Origin of the sequence: Sphingomonas sp. LH128, assembly GCF_000293195.2 — a bacterium.
GTDB lineage: Bacteria > Pseudomonadota > Alphaproteobacteria > Sphingomonadales > Sphingomonadaceae > Novosphingobium > Novosphingobium resinovorum_A.
The window spans coordinates 1-15990 of sequence record NZ_ALVC01000077.1 but is presented as its reverse complement, the minus strand read 5'-3'; the positions used below and the strand labels follow the sequence as shown (position 1 = coordinate 15990).

15 protein-coding genes and 1 pseudogene are annotated in these 15990 nt (G+C 67.4%); 8 read left to right on the top strand and 8 right to left on the bottom strand.

Annotation, left to right across the window (positions count from 1 at the left end; all coding sequences use genetic code 11):
• Positions 1–172: 172 nt before the first annotated feature.
• Positions 173–886 (top strand): hypothetical protein, encoded by a 714-nt coding sequence (locus tag LH128_RS07120; protein ID WP_008828930.1) that lies wholly within the window; start codon positions 173–175, stop codon positions 884–886.
• A 144-nt stretch (positions 887–1030) separates the two neighbouring features.
• On the opposite strand, the gene LH128_RS07115 is transcribed toward LH128_RS07120, so the two are convergent.
• Both LH128_RS07115 and LH128_RS07110 read right to left on the bottom strand, forming a co-directional pair.
• Positions 1031–2476, bottom strand: coding sequence for a succinylglutamate-semialdehyde dehydrogenase (locus LH128_RS07115; RefSeq protein WP_037518278.1), 1446 nt, complete (start codon positions 2474–2476; stop codon positions 1031–1033).
• 113 nt (positions 2477–2589) lie between these two features.
• Positions 2590–3999 carry a protein adenylyltransferase SelO family protein gene (locus tag LH128_RS07110; protein ID WP_008828928.1) on the bottom strand — a complete coding sequence of 470 codons (1410 nt, stop codon included), beginning with the start codon at positions 3997–3999 and terminating at the stop codon, positions 2590–2592.
• Between the two features lie 76 nt (positions 4000–4075).
• Between LH128_RS07110 and LH128_RS07105 the strand changes: the two genes are divergently transcribed.
• The 5 genes from LH128_RS07105 (at position 4076) to LH128_RS07085 (ending at position 9780) form a co-directional block, all read left to right on the top strand.
• Positions 4076–4954, top strand: coding sequence for an alpha/beta fold hydrolase (locus LH128_RS07105; protein WP_008828927.1), 879 nt, complete (start codon positions 4076–4078; stop codon positions 4952–4954).
• Between the two features lie 14 nt (positions 4955–4968).
• Positions 4969–6096 (top strand): glycosyltransferase family 4 protein, encoded by a 1128-nt coding sequence (locus LH128_RS07100; RefSeq protein WP_008828926.1) that lies wholly within the window; start codon positions 4969–4971, stop codon positions 6094–6096.
• Between the two features lie 121 nt (positions 6097–6217).
• Positions 6218–7006 (top strand): tetratricopeptide repeat protein, encoded by a 789-nt coding sequence (locus tag LH128_RS07095; RefSeq protein WP_008828925.1) that lies wholly within the window; start codon positions 6218–6220, stop codon positions 7004–7006.
• A 25-nt stretch (positions 7007–7031) separates the two neighbouring features.
• Positions 7032–8393, top strand: a complete 1362-nt coding sequence (locus LH128_RS07090; RefSeq protein WP_008828924.1) for an outer membrane protein assembly factor BamB family protein — start codon at positions 7032–7034, stop codon at positions 8391–8393.
• A gap of 67 nt (positions 8394–8460) precedes the next feature.
• Entirely contained in the window at positions 8461–9780 is a 1320-nt protein-coding gene (locus LH128_RS07085) for a methyltransferase family protein (RefSeq protein ID WP_008828923.1), read from the top strand.
• A 179-nt stretch (positions 9781–9959) separates the two neighbouring features.
• On the opposite strand, the gene LH128_RS07080 is transcribed toward LH128_RS07085, so the two are convergent.
• Both LH128_RS07080 and LH128_RS07075 read right to left on the bottom strand, forming a co-directional pair.
• Positions 9960–11333, bottom strand: a complete 1374-nt coding sequence (locus LH128_RS07080) for a glutamate--cysteine ligase (protein ID WP_008828922.1) — start codon at positions 11331–11333, stop codon at positions 9960–9962.
• Between the two features lie 69 nt (positions 11334–11402).
• The gene (locus LH128_RS07075; RefSeq protein WP_036525921.1) at positions 11403–12149 is read right to left on the bottom strand and encodes a 16S rRNA (uracil(1498)-N(3))-methyltransferase; all 747 of its coding nucleotides are present in this window, start codon (positions 12147–12149) and stop codon (positions 11403–11405) included.
• A 130-nt stretch (positions 12150–12279) separates the two neighbouring features.
• Between LH128_RS07075 and ubiA the strand changes: the two genes are divergently transcribed.
• Positions 12280–13194: a 4-hydroxybenzoate octaprenyltransferase gene (gene ubiA, locus LH128_RS07070; RefSeq protein WP_008828920.1), complete on the top strand. Its 915-nt coding sequence runs from the start codon at positions 12280–12282 to the stop codon at positions 13192–13194.
• Between the two features lie 4 nt (positions 13195–13198).
• Here the strand turns inward: ubiA and LH128_RS07065 are convergent, their stop codons facing one another.
• Complete coding sequence (locus LH128_RS07065; RefSeq protein WP_008828919.1) at positions 13199–13570, bottom strand: VOC family protein; 372 nt, start codon at positions 13568–13570, stop codon at positions 13199–13201.
• Between the two features lie 95 nt (positions 13571–13665).
• On the opposite strand from LH128_RS07065, the gene soxR reads away from it, so the two are divergent.
• Complete coding sequence (soxR, locus tag LH128_RS07060; protein ID WP_036525924.1) at positions 13666–14106, top strand: redox-sensitive transcriptional activator SoxR; 441 nt, start codon at positions 13666–13668, stop codon at positions 14104–14106.
• Here the strand turns inward: soxR and LH128_RS07055 are convergent.
• The 3 genes and pseudogenes from LH128_RS07055 to LH128_RS07045 all read right to left on the bottom strand — a co-directional run.
• Entirely contained in the window at positions 14103–14384 is a 282-nt protein-coding gene (locus LH128_RS07055) for a BrnA antitoxin family protein (protein WP_008828917.1), read from the bottom strand. The genes soxR and LH128_RS07055 overlap by 4 nt on opposite strands.
• Before the next feature lie 49 nt (positions 14385–14433).
• Positions 14434–14628: a BrnT family toxin gene (locus LH128_RS35000; RefSeq protein ID WP_442800358.1), complete on the bottom strand. Its 195-nt coding sequence runs from the start codon at positions 14626–14628 to the stop codon at positions 14434–14436.
• Between the two features lie 86 nt (positions 14629–14714).
• A pseudogene (locus tag LH128_RS07045) lies at positions 14715–15990 on the bottom strand (chromosome segregation protein); the annotation flags it as partial.

The following is a 15990-nucleotide window of genomic DNA, read 5'->3' as shown; positions in this document are numbered from 1 at the left end:
TGGGAGGTCGGGTGGGGGCGCGGGCCGGTGCCGCGTTTGTAATGCAAGGCGCACCGACCATCCCGAAATGGGACGAGGGGATTCCACCGCTGGCACCTTTGCGACTTTTCGCGTTTTCCTAAGCTATTGCGCGTAGCAGGACCTTGCTGCCGCACCCGAAGGAACCGCGACGATGAAGACTCTGGCCCGAATGACCGTTCTGAGCCTGATGGGCACGATGATGCTTGCAGGCTGCGGCTCGGGCGACAAGCAGCCGGACCCGGCCGATACCGATCCAGCGCTCAATGGCGCGCTCGGCGACCAGATCATGGTCGATCCCGAGATGGCGGGCGATCAGGGCGCGGCTGTCTCCGCCGAGGGGCGCCGGATCACCGTCCCCGCGCAGGACCGCACGCCCGAAGCCATCGCCGCCGCCAAGAAGCAGGCGGCGCAGCTTGCCGGCGGCGCGCTCAAGCCCGCCCCTAGTCCGGCGCAGGGCGGGGGCGCGGCGCTCGCCGCCGGGGCTGCCACTGCCGCGCAAGTCGCTGCGGAGGCGAAGGTCGCCAAGGCGGACTGCTCGGCCAAGGTGCAGTATTCCAACACCTGGGCGGCCAAGCTGCCCGCCGAACTGCCGGTCTATCCGCGCGGGGCGGTGCAGGAAGCGGCCGGGATCGACGGTCAGGGCTGCGCGCTGCGCGTGGTCAACTTCGCGACGCCGGTGAGCGTCAGCGACGTAGTGAGCTTTTATTATACGAAGGCGCTGGGGGCGGGGTACGGCGCGGAGTACAAGATCGACGGTGGAGACAGCGTGCTGGGCGGTAGCAAGGGCGGCAAGGCTTACGTGGTCTACGCGCGCAAGCTGGACAGCGGGCTGACCGAAGTTGACCTCGTTACCAGCGGGAAGTGATTTTAGAAGGGGAAGGCCCACCCCCGACCCCTCCCGCAAGCGGGCGGGGAGAAGCAACGGCACGCCCTCCCGCTTGCGGGAGGGCCGGCAGGCTTATGAGCGAAGCGAACTAGCCGGACGGGGTGGGCCTTGAGGCCCAAACCCCTACCGCAACCCCACACCGATCACCGCGCGCGGTTGCTCCATCTCGCCCGAAGCGACCGGATAGGCGCAGTAATCCGCCGCATAGAACCCGGTCGGCCGGTGATTGCCCGAAAGCCCCACGCCGCCCATCGGCGCGGCATGGCTGGGGCCGATCGTCGGCCGGTTCCAGTTGACGATTCCGGCGCGCACGTTGGCCCAGAAGCGGTTGTACTCCTGCGGCGTGCCCCCCACCAGCGATGCGGCGAGGCCATAGCGCGAGGCATTGGCCTGCGCGATCGCCTGGTCGAAGTCCGACACCCGGACCACCTGCAGGATCGGCCCGAACAGCTCGACGTCGGGGCGCTCGGCCATCGCGGTCACGTCGATGATCGCGGGGCTGAGGAAGGGCGCGGTCTCGTGCGTGCGGACGAGGTGCTTGATCGCACGGCCGCCGTGACTGAGCAGGTAGAGGAAGCTCTCGGTCAACCCGTCGGCGGCGGCATTGTCGATCACCGATCCCATGAAGGGCGCGGGCTCGTCGAAGGGCGCGCCGACGATCAGGCGGTCGGCGAGCGCCTTCACCTCGGCCATCAGCGCGTCGTACATCGTGTCCTTCACGATCAGGCGGCGCGCGGCGGTGCAGCGCTGGCCGCTGGTGGCGAAGGCGGACTGGACGACGATCGCGGCGGCGTCGGTCAGCTTGGGCGTGTCCCACACGACCATCGCGTTGTTGCCGCCCATCTCCAGCGCGACCATGCGGTCCGGCCGGGCCGCCAGCCTGCGGTTGATGGCGATCCCGTTGGCGGCAGATCCGGTGAACAGGACGCCGTCGATCCCCTCGTGCGCCACGTAAGCCGCGCCTTCGGCCGGGCCGCCGGGCGCGAACTGGACGGCGGCGGCCGGAACGCCCGCGCGGTGGAAGCAGCGGGTCAGCATCTCGCCGGTGGCGGGTGCGCGTTCGCTCGGCTTGAAGATCACTGCGTTGCCCGCGATCAGCGCGGGTACGATGTGCGCGTTGGCGAGGTGCGCGGGGTAATTGAAAGGGCTGAGCACCACCAGCACGCCATGCGGCTTGTGGCGCACCGCCATCGCCCCCTGCAGCGCCGAATCGAGGCGACGCTGGGCCGTCCGCTCGGCGTAGGAGCGGATCGAGACCTCGACCTTGGCGATCACCGAATCGACCTCGGCGCGGGCTTCCCACAAGGGCTTGCCGACTTCGCGGGCGATGCAGGTGGCGAGCGCCTCGGCATCCTTGCGCACTTCGTTGGCGAATCGCCGCAGCAGTTCCATGCGGGTGGAGAGCGGTTGGGCCGCCCACGAGGGCCACGCGCGCCGCGCACGCGCGACCGTCTCGTCCACGTCGGCCACCGGGCCGCGCCAGACTTCCGCCCCGGTGGCAGGTTCGTGGGAGACGATCTCCGCCCTGGTATCGGGCCGGCTATCGGCCCTCTGGAGTTGTGCGGTCACGAAATCATCTGGTCCCAACGCGGTGCGGCTGCAGAAATACGGCTAATGACCCGTTAGCTTATAGGGTTCGACATTTCATCCCAATCGCACAGGTATTCCTACCTTGGCGTAAATCATTGGGGTGTAAACGGTGCCTTCCCAAGTTGTTCGCCCAGCCTGCGAATCTGCGCGACTTTGGCGTCCAGTTCGCTCCAGTCGTCATGCGTGTCGATCGCGGCCCAGATGCGTTCGACCTCGTCGATGAGCACGCCCGGAGGGGCGCTTTCCTGCCAGAACGGATCTTCCGTCGCGGCGGCGGGGGCATAGCCGGACAGCAGCGCGCCGAAGTCGTCGACACCGGCATTGCGGCCATCACAGCGTCCGGCGCGATGGAGGAAGAAGAACTGCTCAGGCGGCAGGCCGCTCTCGACCATGCTGCGCTCGGCGGCCTGAACCAGCGCCGTGTCGGCCTCCACCCCCCGCGATTCGATGCCGAGGCGCCAAGTGAAGCGGCGGCACAGCGCCTGCTGGTAGAGCGGCCCGAAGCGCTCCAGCGCGGCGACCAGCGGCGCGGTTTCGGCCAGCGGGCGCAGCGCGATGGCGAGTTGCTGGCAGTTCCAGAGCAGCGCCTCGGGCTGGCGGCCGAAGGCGTAGAGGCCGGTGCGGTCGAAGTAGGCGGCGGTGAAGCGCGGATCCCATTGCGGCGCCCAGCGCCAGGGGCCGTAATCGAAGCTCTCGCCCGAGATGTTCATGTTGTCGGTGTTGAGTACGCCGTGGACGAAGCCCGCCACCATCCACGCGGCGGCAAGGTCGGCAAGCCGCTCGACGACCTGGTGAAGCAGGATCACTGCGGGTTCGTCGCGTCCCGGAGCGTCCTCGGGCGGAAGGCTGCCGGGGTAGGTTTCGAGGCTGTAGTCGACCAGTGCGGCCAGATGCGCGGTCTCCTCCAGCACGTAGAGGCGCTGGAAGCTGCCGATGCGGATGTGTCCGTGCGACAGGCGCACCAGCACGGCCGAGCGGGTGGGGGAGGGCTCGTCGCCGCGCCACAGTTCCTCGCCGGTCTCGACGACGGAAAAGGTCTTGCTGGTGTTCACGCCCAGCGCTTCGAGCATCTCGGTGGCAAGGATTTCGCGCACCGCGCCCTTCAGGGTCAGCCTGCCGTCGCCGTCGCGGCTCCATGGCGTCTGGCCCGAACCCTTGGTCCCGAGGTCGAGCAACCGACCCGCTCCATCGCGCATCTGCGCGAAGAGGAAGCCGCGCCCGTCGCCGAGGTCGGGGTTGTAGTTGCGGAACTGGTGGCCGTGATAGCGCAGCGCCAGCGGCTGCGGCAGATTGCCGGGAAGCGGCTGGAACTGCCCGAAATGCGCGGTCCAGCGCGCCTCGTCGAAACCGTCGAGGCCCACCGCGGCTGCCCAGCGGTCATTGCGCCAGCGCAATTGATGGCGGGGGAACGCGGCGGCATGGACCGGGTCGCCGATCCATTGGGCGATCGTTTCGATTCGCGGATCGGGAAGATAGGGCGCGGGTTGCGGATCGCTTGGCATCGGGCGATAGTGGGGACCGCCCGGCCCGCTAGCAAGCCGGGTATTTTGTTGAATCTGATGAGGTCGCCGCCCGCGCATGAAGGTTTTCGAAGATCGCTTCTGGTCGAGCCGCGACGGTCTCAAGCTCCATTTCCGCGATTATCCCGGTCCCGCAGAGGGTGAAACCGGCCTGCCGGTGCTGTGCCTCCATGGCCTGACCCGCAACGCGCGCGACTTCGACGTGCTGGCCCCGCGCCTCGCTGCCAATCCCATTAGGGGACGGCGCGTGATCTGCCCTGACCTGCGCGGCCGGGGCGACAGCGAATATGCGAAGGATTCGGCTACCTACACGCCGGTCCAGTACGGCGAGGACGTCCTCGCCCTGATTGAGCAGGAGGGGCTTGAGCGCTTCGTGGTCATCGGCACCTCGCTGGGCGGACTGATGGCGATGGGGCTGGCGAGCATTATCCCCGACCGGATCGCCGCTGCCGTGGTCAACGACGTCGGCCCGTGGCTGAAGCCGGCGGGCCTTGCGCGGATCAAGGACTATGTCGGGCAGGGACGCACCTGGCCCACCTGGGTCCACGCCGCGCGCGGACTGGAGGAAGTGCAGGGCGCCGCGCATCCCGGACAGCCGCTGGATTTCTGGATCGGCATGGCCAAGCGGCTGATGACGGTCGGCGGCAACGGGCGCATCGTCTTCGACTACGACATGAAGATCGCCGAGCCCTTCCTCGCGCTCGACGTCAATGCCCAGCCGGACTTGTGGGCGGTGTGGGACGCGCTGGCGCAAGTGCCGGTGCTGGTGGTGCGCGGTGGACTGTCCGACCTGCTCTCTGCCCAGACGCTGGACGACATGCTGCGCCGCTCGCCGAATGCAGAGGGGCTGACCTTGCCCCACGTCGGCCACGCCCCGACGCTCGACGAGCCCGAATCGGTTGCCGCGATCGAGCGGCTGCTGGCCAGAGCGGCCTGAGCCAGAGACCGGCCTTGCGCCTCCTCCACCTCCATTCGAGCTTCGCGGCAGGCGGCAAGGAACTGCGCGCGGCAAGGCTGATGAACGTCTTCGGCCCGGGCGTCGCGCATACCATCGTCTCCGCGCAGCCGGGCGCATATGGGGCGAAAGTCGCACTCGACCCGGCGCTCACGGTCGATTTTCCGGGTGATTTTCCCAGCCTGCAGGGCCGCCCGGCACCGCTTCGCCTGCTGCGCATCGCCCGCGCCATGAAGCATTTCGACCTCGTCCTCACGTACAACTGGGGGGCGATGGACGCGGTGCTGGCGCACCGGGTCTGGGGCGGCGTGCTGGGCCTGCCGCCGCTGGTCCATCACGAGGACGGCTTCAACGAGGACGAGGCTGGTGGCCTCAAGCCCTCGCGCAACTGGTTTCGCCGCGTGGCGCTGGCGCGGGCTTCGGCGCTGGTGGTGCCTTCGCAGCGGCTGGAGGAAATCGCGCTCGGCGACTGGGCGCAGCCGCGCCCGCGCGTGAAGCTGATCATCAACGGCATCCGCACCGCCGCTTACCTCGCGCCGCCCCTGCCCGATGCGATTCCGGGGCTGCCCAAGCCTGCTGGCGCGAAGTGGGTCGGCACTCTGGCGGGCCTGCGCGCGGTCAAGAACCTGCCCCGGCTGGTCCGTGCTTTCGCCACGCTGCCGCCCGAATGGCAGCTGGTGATCCTCGGTGAAGGGCCGGACCGCGAAAGAATCGCGCAGCAAGCGCGGGAATCCGGCGTGGCCGACAGGGTGCATCTGCCGGGCTTCGTCCCCGATCCCTCGCGCGCGGTGGGGCTGTTCGATCTCTTCGCGCTGTCCTCCGACAGCGAGCAGTTTCCCATCTCCATTCTGGAGGCGATGGCGGCCGGGCTCGCGGTCGCCTCGCCCGCGGTGGGGGACGTGGCGGCGATGGTGCCGGCGGAAAACCGCAGCTTCATCACCCCGCCCGGAGACGACGCCGCGCTCGGCCGGGCTTTGGCGGAACTCGCGGCGGATGAGGGGCTGCGCGCCCGCATCGGCGCGGCCAACTGCGCTCTTGCCCAGGCCCAATACGATGAAAACTCGATGATTCGCAGTTATGCCTCGACCTATGGCGCGGCGATGGGCAAAAGCGACTTTCCGTGACGCCGCGCTCATTCAGCGGCGCTTCACGCCGGGACGGGCACCGACATCCCCGTTGAAAAGCCCCACCCATCCGCTAAACAGCCCCGCAACCGTCCCGTTTTTCGCTAGAAAGCGCCCTATCTTGGCTCTGCCCCCCGACACCAATTCCGCCGCCGCAGCGCGTAACGCCGCCCAGCAGGACGTTTTCCTGCGTGAAGTCGACGACGCCGTGCGCCAGGACCAGCTCGAAGGCTTCATGAGCCGCTACGGCAAGCCGCTGATCGCCGTCATCATCATCGCCCTGCTTGCCTTCGCGGGCTGGATCTACTGGCAGCACCGCCAGACCCAGGAGCGCGAGGCGCGTTCGGAGGCTTACGTACAGGCGCTCGACGCCCTGCAGTCGGAGAATCTCGACGCCGCCAAGGCCAAGCTGGCGCCGATCGCCGGTGCCGATTCTTCGGACGCGACAGTCGTGTCGGCCCGTCTGATGCTCGCGGGGATCGCGCTGCGTCAGGAGAAGAAGGCCGATGCGCTCAAGCTCTATCGTGAGATTTCGGCCGACGGCAAGGCACCGCAGGTGCTGCGCGACCTCGCCTCCGTGCGGGAAGTCGGCGCCGACTTCGACGCGATGAAGCCCGAGGACGTCGTCAGCCGCCTCAAGCCGATGGCCGCGCCCGGCAATCCGTGGTTCGGTCCTGCGGGCGAACTCGTCGGCATGGCCTACCTGAAGCAGAACAGGCAGGACCAGGCCGGTCCGCTGTTCGCCGCGATCGCCAAGGACGAAAGCGTCGAGGACGGCCTGCGCAGCCGCGCCCGCCAGCTTGCCGCCGTGCTCGGCGTCGATGCCGTGGACGACGTGGTGAACGAAAAGGGCGAGCCGCTCGACAAGCCGATCGCCAAGATCGTCCAGCCCGCCGAAGTGGCGAACTGAGAACATGACACGTGAGGACATTCGCATGAACGCAGCCCGCAACACGTCGTCTTCGCGCGCGAAGAAGGTCGTGCCGCTGATCGCCCTCGCACTCGTCGCGGGCCTGTCCGGCTGCAAGATGTTCGGCGGCGGCAAAGGCCCGGCCAAGACCCCGACCGTGGGCAACCGTGTGCCGATCCTGTCGCGCATCGAAAGCGGCGCCAAGGTCGATACCACGCTCGGCGCAGTATCGGTGATCCTGCCCCCGGCCGAAGTCAACGCGACCTGGGCACAGGGCGGCAACACCCCGAACAAGGCTTACGGCCACCTCGCGCTGGCGGATAACCCGACGAAGGTGTGGACCGCGCAGATCGCCGGTTCGAGCCCCCGCGCGCGCCTCGCGGCGGCCCCGGTCATCGGCGGCGGCAAGCTTTACGCGATGGATACCGAAGGCACGGTCCACGCCTTCGACGCCCAGAGCGGCGCGAAGCTGTGGACCAAGAGCTTCTCGGTCAGCGGCAGTAACGCGAAGTCGGTCTTCGGCGGCGGCGTCACTTTCGACGGCGACAAGCTCTACGTCACCACCGGTCTTGGCGAAGTCGCGGCGCTCAACGCCGCCGACGGCAGCCAACTCTGGACCAAGAAGCCCGCCGGCCCGCTGCGCGGTTCGCCGACGGTCGGGTTCAACCAGATCTTCGTGATGACGCAGGACAACCAGATCGTCGTCCTCAACGCGGCGGACGGCGCTACCATCTGGCAGGAATCGGCCTCGCTGACCCAGTCGGGCGTGTTCGGCGTCGCCTCGCCCGCGCTTGGGCAGGGCACGGTGATCGCGGGTTACTCGTCGGGCGAACTGGTGGCCTACCGTTACGAGAACGGCCGTCAGGTCTGGTCGGACGCGCTTTCGCGCACCTCGATCTCGACCGAAGTGGGTAGCCTCACCGACGTCGATGCCGACCCGATCATCGATCGCGGCCGCGTCTATGCTCTGGGTCAGGGCGGGCGCATGGCCGCTTACGAACTGGTCACCGGGCAGCGCATCTGGGAACTCAACCTCGCGGGCATCTCGACCCCGTCGGTGGCGGGTGACTGGGTCTTCACGCTGGACGACCACGCCGAAATCCTCGCCATCGCGCGCGGCACCGGCAAGGTCCGCTGGCTGACCGAACTGCAGCGCTACAAGAACGCCAAGAAGCGCAAGAATCCGATCTTCTGGGTCGGTCCGGTGCTGGCGGGCAGCAAGCTGTGGGTCGGCAACTCGCGCGGGCTCGTGGCCACCATCGATCCGTCGAGCGGGACGATGACGCCATTCACCGAACTGAGCGATCCGATTTCGCTGGCGCCTGTCGTGGCGAACCAGACGCTCTACGTCCTCGACGATTCGGGCCGTATCACCGCCTTCCGTTGAACCAGGCGGGGCGCAGATCGCATGAGATTTGCGCCCCCTTAACCAATTCCCTCTACGCCCTGCGGCCATGAGCACCGCATCCACCCGCCGCCCGGTCAGCGACGTTTCCGCAGGCGTGGGCCTCTCCGGCCTCGTCGCGCTGGCCCTGTGGATCCTGTTCTGCCGCAACTGGGGCTCGGTCGTCGATCTGCTCGGCCTGCAGGCCCCGCGCGAGCCGATGAGCGGCCCCTATGCTTCGCTCGCCACGCTGGCCTTCACCGGCGCCGCCATGACCGCATGGTCGCTGCTGGTCGACAAGGTGCACTTGCGCCCCTCCACCGGCATCGACTGGTCGCGCCGCCGCCCGCTCTCCGAAACGCTCGACATCTCGATCACCAAGCTGACCGGGCTGTGGATCACATGGGCGCTGATAGGCTGCTTCTACTTCCTGTGCCGATGGTACTGGGAGGGGCAGTATCTGTTCGCTATGGACGTGTTGAGTGCCGTTGTGGCACCCTTGTTCGTCCTCTCGGTGCCCTATGTCCTGTGGCTCGACCGGGTCATGGTCGAGCCGCGCGACGCCTCCTGGCACTTCGGCGCGATGCTGATCGGCCGTGAGCCATGGTCCGCCGAAGAGGTGAAGAAGCACTGGCGCGCCTGGGCGATCAAGGGCTTTTTCGGCGCCTTCATGATCTCGATCCTGCCCGGCGGTTTCGCCCGCGTGGTAGAGGCGGATTTCGGCGCAATCGCACACAAACCCGTCGATCTGGGCTCTCTGCTGATCGAAGCGCTGTTCCTCGTAGACGTGCAGATCGGCACAGTCGGCTACCTCTTCACCTTCCGCCCGCTCGACGCCCACATCCGCAGCGGCAACCCTTTGCTGGCGGGCTGGGTAGCCGCGCTGATGTGCTACCCGCCCTTCGTGTGGGGCACGATGGGCAACGCCGACGTCCTCGGCTACGAAGTCAACACCGGCGGCTGGGCGCACTGGATGGCGGCTTACGACGTCCTCCTGTGGGGCTGGGCGGCGATGATGGTCGTGCTGACCGCGATCTACGCCTGGGCGACCTTCGCCTTCGGCCTGCGCTTTTCCAACCTGACTTATCGCGGCGTGCTGACGAACGGCCCCTACCGCTTCACGCGCCACCCGGCCTACCTGTCGAAGAACCTGTTCTGGTGGACTTCGACGCTGCCGTTCCTCGTGACGAACGGATCATGGACCGACGCGATCCGCAACACCGTGCTGCTGGGCGTGGTGAGCGGCATCTATTATTGGCGCGCTCGGACTGAGGAAGCGCACCTGCTGGCGGAAGACCCTAAGTATCGGGAATATTACGACTGGATGGGGGAGAATGCGTTCATCACCCGGACTTTGGCGAAGGTCGGGCAGAAGTTGAAGTTCAAGTAAGTTCTGGGGCCATCGCCCCAGACCCCCGAACTGTCGTCGTTGTGCGTGCAGCCGCCTTAGGCAAGATGGCGCCGCAGGCTTTATCTGTCTCCCGGCTCAACGTCTTGCATGGCGAGGCTGCGCGCGTGCCCTCGACGGTATACGGCATGCAGGGGTGGTAAACCCCTGCATTTCCTGCCTTAAAACGTCTTGAGCGCGTAAACCTTGGAAAGATCCCCGCCCCATTCGCCATTATACAGGTCGAGCAGCCGCTCGGCCGGAACCTTGCCGGTCTTCACGATCTCGGCCAGCGGTTCGAGATAGCCCGTCTCGTTGTCGCCCGCCGAGTTCAGGCGGCCACGCGCGGCAAGGCCCGAGCGGGCTATGTCGACCACTTCGCCTGCGATGTCGCGCAGGGTGCCGCCGCCCGGGATCGGTGCATCGAGGCCCAGCTTCGGCGCGGCCGAGCGCAGGGCTTCGCGGCCTTCCATGTCCCAGCCCTTGACCAAGTCCCAGGCCGCATCGAGCGCGCCCTGATCGTAGAGCAGGCCGACCCACAGCGCGGGCAGGGCGCAGATGCGGCCCCACGGCCCGCCGTCGGCGCCGCGCATTTCGAGGAAGGACTTCAGGCGCACTTCCGGGAAGGCGGTGGACAGGTGGTCCTGCCAGTCCGACAGGCGCGGCTTCTCGCCGGGGAGCACCGAAAGCTCGCCCTTGAGGAAGTCGCGGAAGGAGAGGCCGGCGGCGTCGATGTACTTGCCGTCGCGGAACACGAAGTACATCGGCACGTCCAGCATGTACTCGACATAGCGTTCGTAGCCGAAGCCGTCCTCGAACACGAAGGGCAGCATGCCGGTGCGGTGCGGATCGGTGTCCGACCAGATATGGCTGCGGTACGAGAGGTAGCCGTTGGGCTTGCCTTCGGTGAAGGGCGAGTTGGCGAACAGCGCCGTCGCCAGCGGCTGCAATGCCAGCGAGGTGCGGAATTTCTGCACCATGTCGGCTTCGCTGGAATAGTCGAGGTTCACCTGGATGGTGCAGGTGCGCAGCATCATGTCGAGGCCCATGCTGCCCACGCGCGGCATGTGGTTCAGCATGATGCCGTAGCGCCCCTTGGGCATGATCGGCAGTTCTTCGCGCGTCTTGTCGGGCCACATGCCGAGGCCGAGGTAGGCCTTGCCCAGCTTTTCGCCGACCTGCTTCACTTCGGAGAGGTGGCGACCGGTCTCGGCGCAAGTCTGGTGCAGGTTTTCGAGCGGTGCGCCTGACAGTTCCAGTTGGCCCGCCGGTTCGAGGCTGACGTTGCCGTCCGCGCCCTTGAGTGCGATGACGTTTCCGCCTTCCTCGATCGGCGTCCAGCCGAACTGGGTCAGTTCGCCCAGCAGGTCGCGGATGCCGCCCTTTTCGGTGTACGAAGGCGCGTGGTGGTCGGCGGTGTCGTAGACGAATTTCTCGTGCTCGGTGCCGATGCGCCACGCCTCGCGCGGCTTTTCGCCTGCGGCCATCGGCTCGGCGAGTTGGGACAGGTTTTCGATAACCGGATCTTCGCGATCCGAAACCTCACGAGTGCTCATGGGCGCGGAATTAGTGTGCCCTTCGGCGCCGCGCCAGAACTTTTTGTACCGGTCAGTCTAACATTCCTGTCATGTCCAATCTCCGGACACCGCCATCCATAGCCCGATGGCGGAAATGCAGGCGGTTTCGGCCCGCAGAATGCGCGGCCCCAGAGTGATCGCGCGCGCCTGGGGATGGGCGCGGACGAGATCGCGCTCGGTATCGTCGAAGCCGCCTTCGGGGCCGACGAGGAGCGCGGCCGGGCCTTTGTGCGCGGCGAAGGCGGCGGCTGCGGGGGCGCCGCCCTGTTCGTCGGCGAAGAACAGAGCGCGGTCCTCGGGCCAGTCGCGCAGCAGGGCATCGAGCCGGGTGGGTTCCTCGACGCGGGGCAGGGCGGTGCGGGCGCATTGCTCGGCCGCCTCGGTGACGATGGTGAGCGCACGCTCGGGGTTGAGCTTGTCGGCCACGCAGCGCCGGGTGACGACCGGCTGTACGGCGGCGACCCCCAGTTCGGTGGCCTTTTCCAGCACCAGATCGAAGTTCGGCTTCTTGAGCAGCGCGGCGCAGAGCACGAAGTCCGGCACGTCCTCGCGCTCGCGCAGCTTCATGCGGACCGAGAGCACGACGTCGCGCTTTCCGGCGGAAACCACCTCGCAGGCCCATTCGCCGGTGGCATCATCGCAGACGATCACCGCATCGCCGGGAGCGATTCGCATGACCTTGCCGAGATAGTGCGCCTGCTGGCCTTCCAGCGCGATCTGCCCGCCTTCGACGAGCGGTCCGGGGACGAACAGACGCGGCGCGGAGCGGGGCGGCCAGGCGGGGGTTGCAGGCATCTTCAACGGGTTCCTCGGGCTGAAAGGCCCTTTTCGCGCCCTGGCGGAGAGGATGCAACGGTGGGCAAGCTGTGTTCACCAGACACGTTCGGGCATGACAGGACGCGCGCGATGCACTACTCATCGCGCGATGCTCGAACCTTCGCTCGTCCCTGACAGCCAGCATCGCGGGCTTGTGTCGATGCTGCCGCAGCCGTTTCGCGACTTCGCGATGCTGGCGCGATTCGACCGGCCGATCGGCTGGTGGCTGCTGTTCTGGCCCTGCGTCTGGGGCGTTCTACTGGCAGGTGGCGAAAGCCGCTGGAGCCTGATCGCCTGGCTGCTGCTCGGCTCGATCGCGATGCGCGGCGCGGGCTGCGTGCTCAACGACATCGTCGATGCCGACCTCGACCGCCGCGTCGCCCGCACCGCGCAGCGCCCGGTCGCGAGCGGCCGCGTCAGCAAGGGCGCGGCCTGGACCTGGCTGCTGATGCTATGCGCCGTGGGGCTGGTCGTGCTGTTCCAGCTGCGCCCGCCCGCGCAGCTGGTGGCGCTGGGCAGCGTCGGCCTCGTCGCCGCCTATCCGTTCATGAAGCGCATTACGTGGTGGCCGCAGGCGTGGCTGGGCATGGTCTTCACCTGGGGGGCGCTGGTCGGCTGGATCGAGATCCGCAGCGATCATCTGGAGGCGCTGGCGGCGCTCTACCTCGGCTCGATCGTGTGGTGCATCGGCTACGATACGATCTACGCGATTCAGGACATTGAGGACGACGCGATCGTCGGCATCCGTTCCTCCGCCCGGCGCCTCGGCGCGCGGGTGAAGGGTGGGGTCGGTGGCTTCTACGCTCTCGCGCTGGCGCTGTGGGCGCTGGCGTTCTGGGCGATGCGGCCGGACTGGGTGGCGCTCGTCGCGCTGGTGCCGATGGCGCTGCACCTCGGCTTCCAGGTCATGACGCTGGACCCGGCGGACGGCGAGAACGCGCTCGCTCGCTTCCGCTCCAACCGCGACGCCGGGCTGGTGATGGCGCTGGCCTGCTGGGTGGTCGGCAACGCCGGGGTGATCTGATCGCCTACACGTAGCTGACCAGCTCGAATTCTATCCCGTCCCAGTCGAAGAAGTAGAACCGGCGGCCCGGATCGTAATCGGCGTGGTTGAAGGGTTCGAGGCCTGCGGCAAGCACCACCTGTTCGGCCGCGTCGAGATCGTCGACCACCAGCCCCACGTGATTCAGCGGCGCGCCCTTGCCGTAGCGCCCGCGTTCGCGGCGGTCGGTATAGACGGCGATGTAGCTGAAATCCCCGCCGACGTGGATCGTCTCGCCGCCGTTGATGGCGGGCCCGCGCCAGCGTTCGTGCCAGCCGAGCAAGTCCTGCAGCAAGGCGGACGAACGCTCGATGTCGCTGACGGTGAGGTTGGCATGTTCGAGGCGGCCCTGGGCCATTCTTCTTTCTCCTGCGTCACCGGCGAATCGGCCGGCTTGGCAAAAGTGCAACCTCAACCTAACTTGAGATCAAGCGCTTTCGGAAGGATATCGATCTGGTCGCTGACCGCTTCATCACCATCGGCGAACTGGGCCGGCGTACCGGCGTCGCGGTATCGGCTTTGCGTTTCTACGAGGAGAAGGGGCTGCTGCAGGCGCTGCGCACCTCGGGCAACCAGCGCCGGTTTCTGCGCTCCGACATTCGCCGCGTCAGCTTCATCCTGATCGCGCAGAAGCTGGGCCTCGCGCTGGCCGAGATCGAGCGCGAACTGGCCGACCTGCCGCACGGCCGCACGCCGACATTGGCCGACTGGGAGCGCATCAGCCGCTCGATGCGCACGTCGATCGACGAGAAGATCGCGCTGCTCGAACTGACTCGGCGCAAGCTGGACGAATGCATCGGCTGCGGCTGCCTCAGCCTGACGAAATGCCGCCTCTACAACGCCGATGACGTGGCGGGGGCGCAAGGGCCGGGGCCGCGCTTCGTGCTGGGCTAGATCCCGAGCGCCTTGCGCAGTTCGGCGTTGATGCGCGACTGCCAGCCCTTGCCGGTGGCGCGAAACGCCTCGACCACATCGGGATCGAGCCGCAGCGTGACCTGCTTCTTGGGATTGGCAGCGGGTGGGCGGCCGATCGACTTGAGCGAGCCCGAGGCCGGACGGATCAGCTGGTCGCCCTTGTAGATGGCGGCCATGCGGAACATTTCCTCGGTCCATTCGACGTCGTCGTCGTCCGGGTCAATCCAGGGTTCGGAAGCGGGCTTGATGTTCTCCATGATGCGCATGCCTTATCGTGATGATCCGACGGTTGCCGTCGCGCGGTGTTCAGACCAGCGATACGCGGCGACCATGGAGAAACCCGAAGACGCGATAGCGGGTCTCTCCGTAGTCCTTGCGATCGTCCAGAACCTGAACATGCGTATCTGCAAAGACCCTATGCGCATCGGCAATGTCGATTCCGCGTTCAGCCAGAATCTTCCGGCGCTTCGCCTCGTCATATTCAATCCGCAATGACCGCATCTCCAGCGTCTGCGGAAGGTGATCGTTGGATCGGCTACGATGGGCCAGTTAAATTAAAGTAACTACAAAAACCCCGCCGGTCAACCTCACACCACTGCCGCCAGCAGTTCCTCCGCGCCGCCCAGATCCACGCTGACGAGGCGGGAGATGCCCTTTTCCACCATCGTCACGCCGAACAGGCGGTGCATGCGGCTCATCGTCACCGCATTGTGGGTGACGACGAGGTAGCGAGTGTCGGTTTCCTTCGTCATCGCTTCGAGCAGGTCGCAGAAGCGTTCGATATTGGCGTCGTCGAGGGGGGCATCGACTTCGTCCAGCACGCAGATCGGTGCGGGGTTGGTCAGGAACAGGCCGAAGATCAGCGCTACCGCCGTCAGTGCCTGTTCACCGCCCGAAAGCAGGGTGAGCGATTGCAGCCGCTTGCCCGGCGGCTGGGCGTAGATTTCGAGACCGGCCTCCAGCGGATCGTCCGAATCGACGAGGGCGAGGTGCGCCTGACCGCCCTGGAACAACTGCTGGAACAGGCGGCGGAAATGGCCGTCCACCGCCTCGAAGGCGGCGCGCAGGCGTTCGCGGCCCTCGCGGTTGAGGTTGCCGATCGAGCCGCGCAACCGGTTCACCGCCTCGGTCAGTTCGGCCTTCTCGCTGACCGAGAGGCCCAGCTGCGCCTCGGCTTCGGCGAGTTCGTCGGCGGCGACGAGGTTGACCGGGCCGATGCGCTCGCGCTCGGCGGTCAGGCGGTCCATGCCGCTGCCTTCGGCCTCGGCGCCGCCGACTTCGGCAGGGGCGAAGGCGAAGCGTTCGGGCAGGACCGGCGGCGGGCACTGGAAGCGCTCGCCCGAGAGGCGGTTCATTTCGGTGCGGCGCTGGTCCTCGTGCTCGGCGCGGGCAGAGGCTCCGGCGCGGACTTCGCGCGCGGCGGCAAGGGTTTCCTGCGCGGCAGAGAGCGCGGTATCTGCGCGTTTCGCGGCTTCGGTGGCGGCGTTTACTGCAGCTTCGGCCCTGGCGAGTTCATCGCCGAGGCGCACGCGGATCGCCTCGCCCTGTTCGATCTGGGTCATCAGCGAGGGGGGCTTGGCGGCCATGATCGCGCGTTCGGTCTCGATCTCCTCCAACCGTCCGGCCATCTGCGCGAGGCGGTTCGCGGCATCGCCCGAGCGGGCCTGCCAGCCGCGAATGTCGGCGCGCTGGGTGGTGGTGCGCTCGCGCGCGACGGCGAGGGCCTGATCGTGGCCTGCGAGCGTCGCCATCGCGTGCTGCAGGGCCGAGCGGGCCTCGCCGTTGCGGGCTTGTGCGGCCTGCAGTTCGGCGCGGCCAGTGGCGGGATCGGGTAGCGCGGTGCGCTTCGCCTCTGCGGCGGCG